Here is a 15,594-nt window from a genome sequence, read left to right on the forward strand (position 1 = left end):
GTGAAGCGGCTCAGCGTTTGCTGAGGCGCTCCATGGCCAACCGGACACTGTTGGACAGGCGGGAGATGGCGCGCGCCAGGGTACCAATTTCATCCTTGAGGTTGACCTCTTCGATGGTGTGGTTCCACTTGCCCAGGCTCAGTTCTTCGGCCACGGTGGTCAGATGCTGGATGGGGCGCAACACGCGGCTCCAGATCAGCGCCCACTGCAGGCCAAGCAACAGTGCGCAAACCAACAGGCCGATACCGGCGATCCACAGCGACTGACGCACGATCACGCCATTGACGTCGCTCTTGGGATACGCCGAGACCAGGGTGAAGCCCCAATCCGGCACTTCCTGCTTGGTCACGACCCAGTCGTCCGGGCTTTCCTTGACGATGCGCTCGATGGTGGCGGTGTCGGTGGTGGCACCGGTGGTGGACTGAAAGCGCAGTTTGTTCTTGCTGTCGAACACGGCGATGAAGCCGGAATCGAGCACGCGACGGCTGCTGACCACGTTTTCCAGGGCCTGGGTGTCGGCCTTGTAGCCGACGTACCAGGCGCCGATGACGCGCTTGTCGTTGCCGGCAAAGATCGGCTCGTAGCCGGTGACGTACGGGTTGCCGAGGATGTCGACCACGCCGTAGAAGCTTTCGCCGTTGCGCAGCTTGGCCGCGGCCTGGCCATTGGGATCGAGCACGGTGCCGATGGCGCGGCTGCCGTCTTCCTTCTTGACGTTGGTGGAGATACGCACGAACTCATCGCCGGTGCGCGAGAACAGCGTCGCGGTGCCTTCGTGGATCGCGGTGACCTCGTCCAGCATGGTGAAGGAGTTCGCCTGCGGACGCTGGCCCAGCAGCAGGTCGCTGGCGCTGCGGTCGGCAACGCGGATGTCGCTGCCCATGCTCGGGGCGCCCTGCGCATTGGCTTCCTTGCGCAGCTGGCGCATCGAGGAATTGACGCGGTCGAGCATCATCGAGCGGGTGATGGCGAACAAGGTCTGCAAGGACACCGACTGGCGCTCGATCGCGTCGCCGGCTTCGAACTTGACCCGGTTCGCTTCGGTAATGGCCAGAATGACCGTGAGTGCCACCACCACAACCAGCACCAAGGCCAGCACCGGCAACAGCAGGCGCACCCGCAAAGAGTGACGAAGCATCGCAATTCCCCTGAACGCGTTTAAATGATTGAATCGAGTGCCGCCGCAGCGCAGTGCAGCGGTCGGACCTAGCCGTTATCGGCTGCCAGACAAGATGCTGAAGCGGCCCCCATGCCGCTTGGCGGTGCATAAGATAGCTCAAGCCGATCGATTTGAGAGTGCGCGTCGATCGCGTCGTGCGCCTTGCGTTCAAGAATGGTGCACTGGGTTGCAATGCGGCTGCTGGTGGGTGCGCTGGGCGGTTTGAGGTGGCTGTCCTTGGGGCAATCGACCATGGATGCGTCTTTGCAGGGCCCGGTTGCCGCTGTTACCGAGCCGTGGCAGCCGGAGGACGCGCAGTTTGGGGAGCGACCACCCGGATGCGCCATCCGCCTGGCCATGGCATGGCCAGCGGTCAGCTGTCAGCCACTCAGGTTTCCAGCGACAGGATCCCGCGGCGCAAGGCAACGGTGACCGCATGGGTGCGATCGCGCACGCCGAGCTTGGCCAGGATGTTCTTCATGTGTGCCTTGACCGTCTCTTCGGAAATACTCAGGGCGTTGCCGATCTGTTTGTTGGAACACCCGGTCGCGACCAGACTCAGCACTTCGGTCTCGCGGGCGGACAGCGCGTCGTCGAGCACGTGGGCGGCGATGTTTTCGGCCACCGACGCCGGAACATGCCGGCGCTGACCACGCCGCACGTCGCGGATGGTGTCGACCAGCTCGCGGCGCAGTGCGCTCTTGAGCAGGTAGCCGCAGGCGCCGGCCTGCAATGCGCGCACCGCACGCACATCGCCGGTATAGGTGGTCAGCACGATGACCTTGGCGGTGGGGTCGACGCGGCGGATGCGCTGGATGGCTTCGACGCCATCCACGCGCGGCATCTGCAGATCCATCAGCACCACGTCCGGGCGCAGGCTGGCGTAGCAGGCCACTGCCTGTTCGCCGTCTTCGGCTTCGCCGACCACGCGCATGTCGTGTTCGGCGGTCAGCATGGCGCTGAGACCGTCGCGCAGCAGCGGATGATCGTCTACCACCAGTACGTCGGTCGGTTTGACCATCTCAGCCATTGGAGCTCTCCGTGGATTGTGCAGGTCGAAATGGCCACCACCAGCGCGGTGGCGTTGCATAGGCGGTACGGGCGGGAAGCATGATCTGGATTTCGGTGCCGCTGCCCGGACGCGACCACAACTGCATCTTGGCGCCGATGCGTTGCGCGCGTTCCTGCATGCCGGTCAGCCCCCAGTGCCCGGTGCGCGCATGACCATGCAGCACGTCCGGGTCCAGGCCGCAGCCATCGTCGCGGATGCGCAGCACGAAGTCACGTGAACCGTAACGCAGTTCCAGCGTGATCTGCGCGGCGTCGGCGTGGCGATCGGCATTGGCCAATGCTTCGCGGCCAAGCTGGAACAGTTCGTCGGCCACCATCGGGCGCAGCGCCACCGGGCGACCCTCCACCGAGATCTGCAGCTTGGCCGCAGGCGGGGGCATGGTGGCATCGCGCGAGCGCTGCAATGCGGCGGCCAGATCCTGGCGCAGCGAGTAACTGTCGCGCAGGCCGTTGACGCGGTCGCGGCCTTCGACCAGTGCGTTTTCGGCCAGATCGACCGCCTGCTCCAGTTCCAGCCGGCGCGGGTCGTTGCCGGGCAACGAGCGACTGGCGGCATGCAGCCGCAGGATCAGCCCCTGGGTGCCCTGTAACAAGGTGTCGTGCAACTCGCGGGCGATGCGTTCGCGTTCGCGGTAACGCTCTTCCAGCCGCGCGCGCAGGCGTCCGGCAACGTGCCGGGTGCGCATGCGCCAGCTGATCGCGAGCGTCAGCAGCAAAGCCAGCGCGACGCACACCTTGAACTGCCAGGTCTGCACAAAGGCCGCTTCGATCACGAAGTCCAGCGTGTCTCCGCGCTCGTTCCACACCCCATCGTTGTTGGCGGCGGCAATGCGGAAGCGGTAACGGCCGGGCGTGAGGTTGGTATAGAACGCCTCGTTACGATTGCCGGCGTCCTGCCATTGCGCGTCCACGCCTTCCAGCCGGTAGCGAAAGCGCACGCGCTCGGGGCGGGTGAGGCTGACCGCGTCGTAGCCGATGCGCAGGCGGTGGGTCCATTGGGGCAGCCGCAGTCCAGCCGTGCGCGGATAGGGGCGGTCGTTGGCAACCACTTCGGTGATGAAGACCTCCGGCGCGGTGGGGTTGCGGTAGGTCTGTTCGGGATCCAGCCAGGCCAGGCCCTGATTGGTGGTGAACCACAGCAGGCCGTCGTCGGCAGCGATGGCCGTGGGGACCGGCGTGGCCTGCTGGGCGACACCGGGTAGCCCGTCCATGATGTCGTACAGGCGCAGGACCGGGCTGGCCACGCCCGATTGCACGCTGCTCAGCAACGCGCGTTGACTGATCTGCACCACGCCGCGGTTGCCGTTCAACCACAAGGTGCCGTGGCGGTCCTGCACGATGCCGGTGATGCCTTGCAGGAGCGGATTGGTCTGATCGGGCACCTGCCGGAAACGGCCATCGGCGCCCAGCGCTGCCAGCCCGGTTTCGCCGGCGACCAGGGTGAGCGACGGGCGTTGCCAGATGGCGGTGATCGGCCCCACCGACAGGCCATCTTCGGCGCTGTAGTGCGTCAACTGCCTGCTCCGCAGCAAGCGCACATCGCCCTTGATGGTGCCCACCCACATGCCGCCATCCTGCGTGTTGGCGAGCACCGTGCATGGGGTGTCCTGCAGATTGGCCAGCGGCTGCCAGGCGCTGCCATCGAATGCGTAGGGGCCGCTCGCATCGGGGCAGACCCAGGGATGGTTGCGGCTGTCGACGACGAAGGCGCGGATGGCGCCGGTGGACAGGCCGAGCGGCAGCGTCACGGGCTGCGCGCGGCCGGCCTGCAGACGCAGCAGGGCGTGCTCGCCAAGCACCCAGCCGTTGGTGGTCGCTGGCACATCCAGGATGTGGGTGGACGCACCATGCTGCAGGCCTGCGACGCGATCGCGGCTCAGCGCCAGCAGCCGGCCATCGCGCAGGCTGGCCAGGAGCGGGCGTGCAGACGTGCCGGGTGCGGGGTTAAAGGTCGCCACGGCCATTGCCTGGCCCGGCAGCAACGGCGCCAGCGGCAGCAACGCGCGATGCCGGAAGCGGTTGAGGCCCAGATTGGTGCCGGCCCACAAATTGCCTTCGCGATCTTCGAGCAACGGGCCGGCGGTGGCCGAGGTCAGCCCCTGCACCGGTCCGAAGCGTTCCAGCACCGGCGTGGACGATGTGGGCAAGGCAATCCGGAACAGACCATGCGCCGCATAGTCGCTGCCCCACAGCGCGCCATCGCGCATGAAGCGGATGCGCCGCGCGAATAACCCGGGAAACTGCGGCCGGGCACGCGCCGCTGCGGGCAGCACGCTGCCTTGCGCATCGGTCAACGCAAACACGCCGCGGTACGGGTCTGCGACCCAGATCGCACCGTCCGGGCTCTCGGCCATGGTGACGTAGACACCCACCTGCTGACCGCTGGGTTCAAACCGCTTGGCACCAGACCGCAACGACAGAATCTGCGTACCGTCGCTGACCCATAGCGTGCCGCGCACATCGCGCAGCAACCAATGCGCGCGTTCGGCGGTGTACCCCCATTCGGCACCGGCACGCTGCCAACGCTGGCCATCGAACCAGCACAAACCGCCATCGATGGCCGCCCACCAGCGTCCACTGCCATCGTGCTCAATGCGGAACACCATGCCGTCGGGCACGTCCTTGCCCGGGCGGAAGTGCGTGAGGTGACCGTCCGCGAGGCGATCGATGCCGGCGTTGAAGTAGCCGATCCAGGCGGTGTCGTCCGGCGCCAGCGCCAGCGCGGTCATGTTGTGCGACGCGTAGGCCTCGCCATCCGGCGGCGCCTGCCGCGCGAAGTGGTCGCCATCGAACTGAAACAGACCGAAGCCGGTCGCCAACCACAACGGCCCGGCGTCGGCTTGCTGGATATCCCAGATGTCGGCCGGTGCGCCGCGTTCGGTGCTCCAGGCGGTGTGGTGGAATTGCAGCAGCCCCGCACGCGTGGCGGCGATGCCTTCGGCGCGCACGGGCGGGCATACCCACCAGCAACTGCACATCACGACGATCACCGCCGCGCACAGGCGAAACAGCAGGGGGGATCGGATGACGGGCTCATGCGGCATCGCAGCATTGTCGGGCGAGATCGGGGGAAGCACCACCACCTCTTTCGGGGGAGGGACGTGGGACAGAAAATCGGGTAAGGCTGGAGTACGCAAGGACTGGCGCATCGCGTCGGGCGCGTGCCGTCGCGACGCGGTGTGCGCTGCGTGGCGTCCCCAATGTTGGTGGCAGCATTCGATCGGCGCAGGAACGTTGCTTGTGCACGGCGTGGTGTTGCGCGGTGGGGTTCGCTTGGCCCGCTGTGCTGGTGACGCTGACCTGGACACTGCAACGCACACAGCAGAAGGGATGCGCGCTATCGCCGGTGTGCCGGCATGCACGCGTGGTGCATGTTGCATCGATGCAGGCGTGAGATCCGGTGCCAGGTTGTCGCAGCGGCATGTGACTCACCCTAAAGAGTGAGCGATCCGCCTCACCATCAGGGGTGGGGCGATACGGATGTTCGCCGCACCATGGCGACATTCCCCGCCGGAGACGCCACATGGCAAGTCTGATTGCCGCTGGTCGCCCCGATCTGCAGGCAGGCAACGTGCGCGCACTGCATGCCCCACGCGTACGTGCTGTTGCAAGAGCGCTGCAGTACATCGACACACATCTGTACGAGCCCATCGGCGTGACCCAACTGGCCGGCGCCGCCTGCATGAGCCGTTTCCATTTCGCACGCGTGTTTCGCGACGCGATTGGCGCCAGTCCGATGGAGTATCTGCGGCGTCGTCGGCTCGAACGCGCACAGGCGATGCTCCGCGAAGGCCGCCACACCATCAGCCAGATCGCCACCGATCTGTGCTTCTTCGATCAAAGCCATTTCGTGCGCAGCTTCCGCAACGCCACAGGGTGCACGCCGGCACGCTTTGCCGCGCAAGTGGCGAACGTTAACTGCACCGCGACACCCGTACCGCGTGCACATCGGCACAACGCTCAATCCTTCTCAACACCCATGGAGCATCACGCATGACCACTGCCACTGCCGTCCCCGGTAAATCCCTGTTGTCGCCCGCCGACCACGCGCTGATCCTGATCGACCATCAATCGCAGATGGCGTTCGCCACGCACACCATCGACATCTCGGCGCTGCGCAACAACGTGTCGTTGATTGCCAAGGGCGCCAAAGGCTTCAAGGTGCCGGTGATTCTGACCACCGTTGCAGAAAAGTCGTTCTCCGGTCCGCTGTTTCCCGAGTTGCCGGAGATCTTTGCCGGCGAGCCGGTGTTCGACCGCACCAGCATGAATGCCTGGGAAGACCAGGGCGTGATCGATCGCATCAACGCCATCGGCAAGCAGCGTCTGGTGATTGCCGGGCTGTGGACCAGCGTGTGCATCGTCGGCCCGACGCTGTCGGCGATCGAGCAGGGGTTTGAGGTGTACGTCATCACCGACGCCTGCGGCGATGTCAGCGACGAAGCGCACGAGCGTGCAGTGACGCGCATGGTGCAGGCCGGCGCTGCGCCCATCACCAGCGTGCAGTACCTGCTGGAATTGCAGCGCGATTGGGCGCGTAGCGACACCTACGACCTCACCACCGGCATCGCACGTGCGCATGCAGGCGGCTACGGCATCGGCATTCAATACGCCAAGACCATGTTCGGCGCACAGGAAGGCGGGCATTGAACGCATCGGCACCACGCGGCAACGCCGGCCTTGCGTCGGCGTTGCTGATGCTGCGCATTGCCGGCGGCGGCTTCCTGCTGCCGCATGGCCTGGGCAAGTTGCTGGGATGGTTCGGTGGTCCGGGGCTGCCCGGTTTTGCCGCTGAATTGCAGCAATTCGGCTTTCCGTCTGCAGCGCCGTTGCCGTTGCTGCTGGCCTTGGTGCAGACGCTCTCCGGGCTGGCGGTGTTGCTGGGTCTGTGGACGCGTGCCAGTGCTGCGTTGGCAGCGGTGTTCATCGCTACAACCGTCGTGGTGGCCGTGCCCAAGGGCTGGTTCTGGATGCACGGTGGCATGGAGTACCCGCTGATGTGGTTGCTGGTATTGCTGGCCCTGGTCGCTGCCGGCGGTGGCGCGTGGTCGCTGGATGGGCTGCGCAAGCGTGGTGCCGCATGAGTGGCGCACCCAATGATCACGATGCCGGGCGGCGCCTGTGGATGCAGGGCGCTGCGGCCGGTCTTGCGTTGGGCGCCTTGCCCGGCACTTCGTCTGCTTCAAGGAAATCTCCGATGGTCGATCTTGTCGTTCGCAATGCGCGCATCACCACGCTGGATCCTCGTCAGCCCAGCGCCACTGCCATTGCAATGGCCGATGGGCGCATCGTGGCGGTGGGCGACGACGCGCAGATCATGGCGCTTGCAAACGGTGCCCGCAGCATCGACGCACAAGGCCGACGCCTGCTGCCCGGACTCAATGACAGCCACACCCATCTGATCCGCGGCGGACTCAACTACAACCTGGAACTGCGCTGGGATGGCGTCCGTTCGCTTGCCGATGCCATGGCGATGTTGAAGGCGCAGGTCGACCGCACGCCAGCGCCGCAATGGGTGCGCGTGGTCGGTGGCTTCACCGCGCATCAGTTCGTCGAAAAGCGCCTGCCCACCCTGGACGAAATCAACGCCATCGCACCGGATACGCCGGTGTTTTTGCTGCATCTCTACGACCGCGCCTTGCTCAACCGCGCGGCCTTGCGCGCCTGCGGCTACGACAAGGCTACTCCCGATCCGCCAGGCGGGCGCATCGAGCGCGACAAGTTGGGCAATCCCACCGGCTTGCTGCTGGCAAAACCCAATGCCCTGATTCTCTACGCCAGCCTGGCCAAGGGCCCGCGCCTGCCGCTGGAGTACCAGGCCAATTCCACGCGTCATTTCATGCGCGAACTCAACCGGCTGGGCATCACTTCGGTGATCGATGCCGGCGGTGGTTTCCAGAATTATCCGGAGGACTACCAGGTCATCGAGCAGCTACATGCGGCCGACCAATTGAGCGTGCGCATTGCCTATAACTTGTTCACCCAGAACAAGGGTAAGGAAGTCGACGACTTCCGCGGCTGGACCGAGATGCTGCCGGTGCGCAAGGGCGACGATCTGCTGCGGCACAACGGCGCCGGCGAAATGCTGGTGTTTTCCGCGGCGGATTTCGAGCAGTTCAGCGAGCCGCGCCCGGAGCTGCCGCCGGAGTTGGAGCCCGAACTGGAGCAGGTGGTGCGGTTGCTGGTCGAAAAACGCTGGCCGTTCCGTATCCATGCCACTTATGACGAAAGCATCGAACGCATTCTCGATGTCTACGAAAAGGTCAACGCCGACATTCCGTTCGATGGCCTGCATTGGTTTATCGACCACGCCGAAACCATCACGCCACGCAATATCGATCGCATTCGTGCATTGAACGGCGGCATCGCCGTGCAACATCGCATGGCGTATCAGGGCGAAGCGTTTGTCGAGCGCTATGGCGTGCAGGCTGCGCGGCACACACCGCCGGTGCGTCGCATGCTGGCCGCCGGCGTTCCGGTGGGCGCTGGCACCGATGCGACGCGTGTGGCCAGTTACAACCCGTGGGTGGCGTTGTCGTGGTTGGTCACCGGACGCACGGTGGGCGGCCTGGCCCTGTACAGCGAAGAGAATCTGCTCGACCGTGAGCAGGCATTACGGCTGTGGACGCAGGGCAGCGCATGGTTCTCTGGCGACGAGAGCAACAAGGGCACGCTGGCGGCGGGGCAGCTGGCCGATTTCATCGTGCTGTCGGACGACTACTTCCGTGTGGATGATGCCGCCATTGCCGACATCACCAGCGTGCTGACTGTGTTGGGTGGGCGCGTGGTGCATGGCGATGGCGACTTTGCCGCGCTGGCGCCGACCTTGCCGCCGGCCATGCCGGACTGGTCGCCGGTCAATCGGTTCGGTGGCTATCACGTGGGCGGTGCGGTCAGCGGCCTTGCCAGTGCCGCGCATGTGCACACGCACGGCCACGGGTGTCGCGCGCACGGGCCGCATGGCCATGCAGCGCAGCATGCTGCGCCCAGCGATGATCTGCGCGGCTTCTGGGGCGCATTGGGTTGCGCGTGTTTCGCGTTCTGAAATCGGCACTGTCTCGATGCTCCTGCCGGCGCATCTCATACCGTCACCTTGTTTGTTTCACCCCGTCAACTGGAGCTTTGCCGCGATGACTTCTTCTGCCGCACCCGCCGATGGCGGTGCCTGGGCGCCGCTGCGCGAGCCGATCTTTCGTGCGTTATGGCTGGCCATTTTAGGCAGCAACATCGGCACCTGGATCAACGATGTCGCCGCGTCCTGGGTGATGGCCGAACAGACCGGCTCGCCATTGATGGTGGCGGCCGTGCAATCGGCCACCACCTTGCCGGTGGTGTTGTTCGCGCTGGTGGCGGGCACGTTGGCCGACATCGTCGACCGCCGTCGCTACCTGATGTTCACCCAGGGCTGGATGTTGCTGGTGGCCGGCGTCTTGGCCTTGCTGTCGCATCTGCAGTTGCTCACCCCGTGGGTGTTGGTGGCATTGACCTTTGCGATGGGCATGGGCGCAGCGATGGCAATGCCTGCGCAGGCAGCGATCGTGTCGGAGCTGGTGCCGCGGCCGATGCTGGCCTCTGCGGTGGCGCTCAATTCGATCGGCATGAACATCGCCCGCTCGATCGGCCCGGCGGTGGGTGGCCTGATCGTGGCGCAATTCGGGCCGCCGTGGGCATTTCTGCTCAATGGCGTGACCTTCGGATTGATGCTGCTGGTGTTGTGGCGTTGGCGCCGCGACGCGCATGCCTCTGCATTGCCACCGGAGAGCTTCGGCGCGGGCCTGCGTGCCGGCCTGCGCTATGCCGCGCGCGCCGGGCGCCTGCAGGCGGTACTGATCAAGGCCGCCGGGTTCTTCCTGTTCGCCAGCGCGTTGACCGCATTGCTGCCGTTGGTGGTCCGTCGCGACATGCAGCTGGGTGCCGGCAGTTATGGCGTGTTGTTGGGCTGCATCGGCATCGGTGCGATCAGTGGTGCCTTGCTGCTGCCACGCCTGCGTGCACGCTACGACCGTGACCTGCTGGTGTTTGTGGCCACCCTGGTGTGTGCGGCGTCGTTACTGGGGCTGGCGTTGTCGCGTCAGATCGGTGTGCTGTGCGTGGTGATGGTGGTCAACGGCCTGGCCTGGATCACGGTGCTGTCGTCCTTGCAGATCGCCGCGCAAACGGCTGTGCCTGCCTGGGTGCGCGCACGTGCATTGTCGCTGTACATCGTGGTGTTTTCTGCGGGCATGGCGTCGGGTTCGCTGGTCTGGGGCGCGTTGGCGCAGCGCACTTCGATCGCGACCGCCCTGCAGATCGCTGCCGTTGGTGCGGTGATCGCGGCGTTGCTGGTCAAGCGTGCGCGCATTGCCGGCACCGAGCAGCTGGACCTTGCTCCCGGCGGGCATTGGCCTGCACCGGCGCAATCGGATGCGGTCGAGCACGATCGCGGCCCGGTGCTGGTGACGGTCGAATACCGCATCGCTGCCGAAGCACGTGTCACCTTCTTGCAGTTGATGACGCAACTGGGCAACGCACGGCGTCGTGATGGCGCGGTGGTCTGGGGCATTGCTGAAGACGCCGCCACGCCCGGCGTGCAACTGGAATACTTCATCGTCGCCTCGTGGCTGGAACATCTGCGCCAGCACGAGCGCGTCACCGGCGACGACCGCCAGTTGCAGGAGCAGATCCGCGCACTGCATCAAGGCGAACGCGCACCCTTGGTCCGTCACTTCGTCGGCGGCGGCGGTGTCGCGTTACCGCCGCATGCGCATTCGGATATCTGAGCACTTCAACGCGACACGCATGATCGGTCTGGCACTGACATGGCCAGTGATTTGGGCTGCGAGCGGCGGGAATTCCGTCGCCCGCAGCCATCGCGTTTGTTGGCACCTTGCTGGTACTGGCAATAAACTGAGACTACGCATTGCTGGAGCATTTTCTGGCCAAGTGGATTACATGCAATCTCATTCCTTGCAACGGCCCGATTTGCAGCAAGGTCGGATAAGGCAGGGCGATGCAAAAGTCTTGCACTGGTCGACGTATCGCTTGCGCTGCTGATCAGCATTGGATGCAGATTGCTTGACCTACGGTTGCCGGCACTGCAACGCCGACTGGCGCGTTGCTGGTGGTTGCGGTGATTGGCGGTTTCATTCTGTCCAGCTGGGTGTTGCGCCAAATCGTGACTTGCGCGTCTACGCATAAGCGTGGTCGGTTGGCCTTTGTTGTGCTCACGGTGGGAAGGTGACGCGTTGCCACCTCGCTTGCTAGCTCGACATCTTTTCGAGCGCAGCACAGGTCCTCGGCTCGCCTGCGATCCATCCACAATGCGCGGTGTTGCCATGCACTCCCTAGAGAATGGCAACAGGCCTATCGACACAAACGCTGCTACCCTCATCACCACGCACCCATGCGTACCAAAACAAAAGGCCGACTCTCACGAGCCGGCCTTTGTCTTAAGCATTGAAACAAGAATCAGCTCTTGGCGAAGGCCAGCAGATCCTTGTTGAACTGATCGGCGTGGGTGATGGTCAACCCGTGCGGCGCGCCGGCGTAGATCTTCAGTTCGGCATTTTTGATGATCTTGGCCGACAATTTGCCCGACGCATCGATCGGCACGATCTGGTCGTCGTCGCCATGCACCACCAGCGCCGGCACATCGATCTTCTTCAGGTCGGCGGTGTAATCGACCTCGGAGAATTCCTTGATGCAGTCGTACTGGCCCTTGTGGCCGCCCAGCATGCCCTGTAGCCAGAACGAATCGCGCATGCCTTGGGTGACCTTGTTGCCATCACGGTTGGCACCGAAGAACGGCGTGGTCAGGTCCTGATAGAACTGCGAGCGGTCCTTGGCAACGCCGTCGCGGATGCCGTCGAACACGCTCATCGGCAGGCCACCGGGATTTGTCGGGCTCTTGACCATCTGCGGCGGCACCGCACCGACCAACACCACCTTGGCCACGCGCTTGCTGCCATGGCGGCCAACGTAATGCGCCACTTCGCCACCGCCGGTGGAATGGCCAACCAGGATCGCGTCTTTCAGATCCAGCGCGTCGATCACGGCGGCCAGATCGTCGGCGTAGGTGTCCATGTCGTTACCGTCCCAGGTCTGCGACGAGCGGCCATGGCTGCGGCGGTCGTGCGCGATCACGCGATACCCGTGCTGACCCATGAACAGCATCTGCGGATCCCACGCATCGGCGCTGAGCGGCCAGCCATGTGCGAAGACGACTGGCTGGCCCTTGCCCCAATCCTTGTAGAAAATGTTGGCGCCGTCGGGGCGTTTGACGAAATTGGACATCGGGTTGACTCCGTGAGTGGACGAGTGGGGCGGGGTGGCAGCGGGGGCGCGTGCGGGAGCTGCGGCGGTGGCGAACGCGGGCAACGACAACGCTGCCACGGCGACCGTGCCGGTGATGAGAAAGCTGCGGCGTCCGGCGTCGGCCGGATGCGCCTCGAACGGATCCATGGAACCTCCTGTGGGCGAGGGGCATGCAGCCCGGCGGTCGCACGATGCGGTGCGCATCATGCTGGCGCGTGGCCGCGCCGCGCAGCGCGAGGCAGGCCACGGGCGCGCCGGTGCATGCGAGCAGTAGACCGCCTGCGTCGCAGTGCAGATTGCATCTGCGTGCGCTCTACAAAAGTTATCGGCAACGCTGCGGATCAGATTGTTTGTTGTAGCCGATCCAACGTTGTGGATCTGCCCGCACTACAAGCGCAATTTTGGCGAATCGCGGCGCTGCGCGACGCGTCCGCGTGCATCGATATCGGGCTCTGCAACGCACGATGACGCCGCAGCGCATCGACGTCCGGCTCTGCAACGTGCGACAGGCCGGCATCCCATCGAGCGGGCGTGTTGCGCCCGAGGCTCAATGCAGCGCGGTGTCCCACAGCAGCTTGCCGTTCAATACAACGATCACCGCCGCAATCACCCAGGCCGTGCGCACCAGCCAGGCCGGTGCCACCAGCGCGCCCATCAATGTTCGGTCCGAGACAAAGCGCACCAACGGGATCACCGCAAACGGCAGTTGCATCGACAGCACTACCTGGCTCAGCACCAACAGCCGCGCGGTGCCGGCCTCGCCGTACAGCCAGGTCACCACGACGACGGGCACGATGGCGATGCCGCGGGTGAGCAAGCGGCGCAGCCACGGCGACAAGCGCAATTGCAGGAAGCCTTCCATCACAATCTGCCCGGCCAACGTCGCGGTGACCGTCGAGTTGACGCCCGAGGCAAGCAGGGCGACCGCAAACAGGGTCGAGGCCAACCCCACGCCGAGCATCGGCGCGAGCAAGGCATGCGCCTGTTCGATTTCCTGTACATCGGTGCGGCCCTGCGCATGAAACACCGCTGCGGCCAGGATCAGGATCGAGGCGTTGATAAACAACGCGAACATCAGCGCCACCGTGCTGTCGGTGACTGCCCAGCGCAGTGCCGAGCGGCGTCCCGCGTCATCGCGCGGGTAGGCGCGCGTCTGCACGATCGACGAATGCAAATACAGGTTATGCGGCATCACGGTGGCGCCGATGATGCCGATGGCCAGATACAGCGCCTGCGGGTCGGTGATCACTTGCGCACGCGGAATGAACCCGCCCAGCACTGCGGCGATCGGCGGTGCCGCCAAGGCGATCTGGATACCGAAGCACACGAAGATGATCAGCAGCAACGCCATCACAAATGCTTCCAGCGCCCGGAAGCCGCGATTCATCAGCAACAGCACCAGCACCACATCGATCGCGGTGATGATCGCGCCCACGGTGAGCGGAATGCCGAACAACAACTTCAATGCGATCGCGGTGCCGATCACTTCGGCAAGATCGCAGGCGATGATCGCCAGCTCGCACAGTCCCCACAGCGCCAGGTTCACGCCACGTGGGTAGCGTGCACGGCAGGCCTGTGCCAGATCCAGCCCGGTGGCGATACCCAGACGCGCCGACAGGCTCTGCAACACGATCGCCATGACGTTGGACAGCAGGATCACCGACAGCAGCAGGTAGCCGAACTGCGAGCCGCCGGCCAGATCGGTGGCCCAGTTGCCCGGGTCCATGTAGCCCACCGACACCATGTAGCCCGGGCCCAGAAAGGCCAGCAGCCGGAACCACCAATGGCCGTTCTTGGGCACGGCAACGCTGGCGTGATGATCGCCCAGCCCACCATTGGTGGAGGCGGGCGAACGTGCGGAGGGAACGGTGTCGACGGACATGCAGGGCGGCGGGTTGGAGGCGTCGGATGGATGATATAGCAAGTGCTATGCTATTGAGCATTGGCAAACTCAATCGTATTGATCGGCTGCGTGCTTCACACTACGCACCCCGGCACCGACGCCGGACGCGACGACGAGGATGCGGGTGGGCAAGAGCGAAAAGCTGGAGGCGGCCACGCCGTCCCTGATCGATGCGCAGGTGCATATGGAGAGCTTCCGCCAGGTGCGCGAAGCGCGCCGTGCCGAGCTGGTCGAGGACTATGTGGAGCTGATCTCCGATCTATTGGTCGACGGCGGCGAAGCGCGGCAGGTCGATATCGCTGCGCGCCTGGGCGTGGCTCAGCCCACCGTGGCCAAGATGCTCAAGCGCCTGGTCCGCGACGGCTGGGTCGTACAGCGCCCTTACCGCGGTGTGTTCCTGACCCCGGCCGGGGAGGCGTTGGCGGCTTCCAGCCGGCAGCGGCATCAGATCGTCGAGCGCTTCCTGCTCGCACTCGGCATCGACGAAGCCACCGCACGCCGCGATGCGGAAGGCATCGAACACCATGTCAGCGAGGCGACCGTTGCCGCATTCGCCGCATTTCTCGACCGCCAGGGCGGCAAGGCGAAGTGAGTGTGCCGGCCGCGATGTCGATCGATTCACCGCAGGCGGTCATCGATGCGCAGTGGATGCAGCATGCGCTGCGTCTGGCCGAGCGTGCCGAGCGCGACTATGACGAAATCCCGGTTGGTGCCGTATTGATCGATGCCGACGGCAACGTGCTGGGCGAGGGCTGGAACTACAACATCGCCAGTCACGATCCCAGCGCGCATGCCGAGATCATGGCCATGCGCGAAGGCGGACGCCGTCTGGCCAATCACCGCCTGATCGGTTGCACCCTGTACGTCACCCTGGAGCCGTGCGCGATGTGCGCCATGGCCATGATCCACGCGCGCATCGCACGCGTGGTGTTCGCTGCCAGCGACCCCAAGACCGGCGCCTGTGGCAGTGTCTTCGACCTGTTGGCCGACCCGCGTCACAACCATCGCGTGCAGGTGGCAGGCGGCGTGCTGGCGGCAGAGTCAAGCCTGCGGCTGACCAATTACTTTCGCGCCAAGCGTGGCAAGCCGCCGCTCGTACCCTGAGCGGCATGGCCGCGGTATGATGCGCGCCCTTTCAGTACCCCGGCCGGCAACGGCCTCCACAGGA

Annotated in this window: 12 protein-coding genes; 7 read left to right on the plus strand and 5 right to left on the minus strand. The window is 65.0% G+C overall.

Translation table 11 applies throughout. The features are described from left to right. Positions 1 to 10: 10 nt before the first annotated feature. The 3 genes from ABQU90_RS21130 to ABQU90_RS21140 all read right to left on the minus strand — a co-directional run bounded on the left by ABQU90_RS21130 (position 11) and on the right by ABQU90_RS21140 (position 5,274). The gene (locus ABQU90_RS21130) at positions 11 to 1,138 is read right to left on the minus strand and encodes a Cache 3/Cache 2 fusion domain-containing protein (RefSeq protein WP_323522722.1); all 1,128 of its coding nucleotides are present in this window, start codon (positions 1,136 to 1,138) and stop codon (positions 11 to 13) included. 409 nt (positions 1,139 to 1,547) lie between these two features. Further along, the gene (locus ABQU90_RS21135; RefSeq protein WP_055854030.1) at positions 1,548 to 2,189 is read right to left on the minus strand and encodes a response regulator; all 642 of its coding nucleotides are present in this window, start codon (positions 2,187 to 2,189) and stop codon (positions 1,548 to 1,550) included. Next, entirely contained in the window at positions 2,182 to 5,274 is a 3,093-nt protein-coding gene (locus ABQU90_RS21140; RefSeq protein WP_323522723.1) for a sensor histidine kinase, read from the minus strand. Before ABQU90_RS21140 ends, ABQU90_RS21135 begins: the two co-directional genes overlap by 8 nt. A 479-nt stretch (positions 5,275 to 5,753) precedes the next feature. Here ABQU90_RS21140 and ABQU90_RS21145 point away from each other — a divergent pair, with 479 nt between their 5' ends. The 5 genes from ABQU90_RS21145 to ABQU90_RS21165 all read left to right on the plus strand — a co-directional run bounded on the left by ABQU90_RS21145 (position 5,754) and on the right by ABQU90_RS21165 (position 10,989). Next, on the plus strand, positions 5,754 to 6,227 hold the full coding sequence (locus ABQU90_RS21145; RefSeq protein ID WP_407078791.1) for a helix-turn-helix transcriptional regulator: 474 nt from the start codon (positions 5,754 to 5,756) through the stop codon (positions 6,225 to 6,227). Continuing rightward, a complete protein-coding gene (locus tag ABQU90_RS21150) occupies positions 6,224 to 6,880 on the plus strand; it encodes a hydrolase (RefSeq protein WP_115513111.1) in 657 nt (218 codons plus the stop codon). Before ABQU90_RS21145 ends, ABQU90_RS21150 begins: the two co-directional genes overlap by 4 nt. Further along, positions 6,877 to 7,314 carry a DoxX family protein gene (locus ABQU90_RS21155; RefSeq protein ID WP_115553875.1) on the plus strand — a complete coding sequence of 146 codons (438 nt, stop codon included), beginning with the start codon at positions 6,877 to 6,879 and terminating at the stop codon, positions 7,312 to 7,314. Before ABQU90_RS21150 ends, ABQU90_RS21155 begins: the two co-directional genes overlap by 4 nt. Positions 7,315 to 7,427: 113 nt before the next feature. Then, positions 7,428 to 9,275, plus strand: coding sequence for an amidohydrolase (locus ABQU90_RS21160; protein WP_323522724.1), 1,848 nt, complete (start codon positions 7,428 to 7,430; stop codon positions 9,273 to 9,275). An 85-nt stretch (positions 9,276 to 9,360) separates the two neighbouring features. Then, on the plus strand, positions 9,361 to 10,989 hold the full coding sequence (locus ABQU90_RS21165; RefSeq protein WP_323522726.1) for an MFS transporter: 1,629 nt from the start codon (positions 9,361 to 9,363) through the stop codon (positions 10,987 to 10,989). Positions 10,990 to 11,677: 688 nt separating this feature from the next. Here ABQU90_RS21165 and ABQU90_RS21175 read toward each other — a convergent pair. Together ABQU90_RS21175 and ABQU90_RS21180 are read right to left on the minus strand one after the other, a co-directional pair. Next, entirely contained in the window at positions 11,678 to 12,502 is an 825-nt protein-coding gene (locus tag ABQU90_RS21175; protein WP_055854567.1) for an alpha/beta fold hydrolase, read from the minus strand. A 568-nt stretch (positions 12,503 to 13,070) separates the two neighbouring features. Beyond that, positions 13,071 to 14,405, minus strand: a complete 1,335-nt coding sequence (locus ABQU90_RS21180; protein WP_323522728.1) for an Nramp family divalent metal transporter — start codon at positions 14,403 to 14,405, stop codon at positions 13,071 to 13,073. 145 nt (positions 14,406 to 14,550) lie between these two features. Between ABQU90_RS21180 and mntR the strand changes: the two genes are divergently transcribed. Both mntR and tadA read left to right on the plus strand, forming a co-directional pair. Beyond that, on the plus strand, positions 14,551 to 15,018 hold the full coding sequence (gene mntR, locus ABQU90_RS21185) for a manganese-binding transcriptional regulator MntR (RefSeq protein ID WP_055854570.1): 468 nt from the start codon (positions 14,551 to 14,553) through the stop codon (positions 15,016 to 15,018). Between the two features lie 14 nt (positions 15,019 to 15,032). Further along, positions 15,033 to 15,530 (plus strand): tRNA adenosine(34) deaminase TadA, encoded by a 498-nt coding sequence (gene tadA, locus ABQU90_RS21190; protein ID WP_323522730.1) that lies wholly within the window; start codon positions 15,033 to 15,035, stop codon positions 15,528 to 15,530. The last annotated feature ends 64 nt before the right edge of the window (positions 15,531 to 15,594 follow it).

It is taken from the genome of Xanthomonas sp. WHRI 10207 (assembly GCF_040202975.1).
GTDB lineage: Bacteria > Pseudomonadota > Gammaproteobacteria > Xanthomonadales > Xanthomonadaceae > Xanthomonas.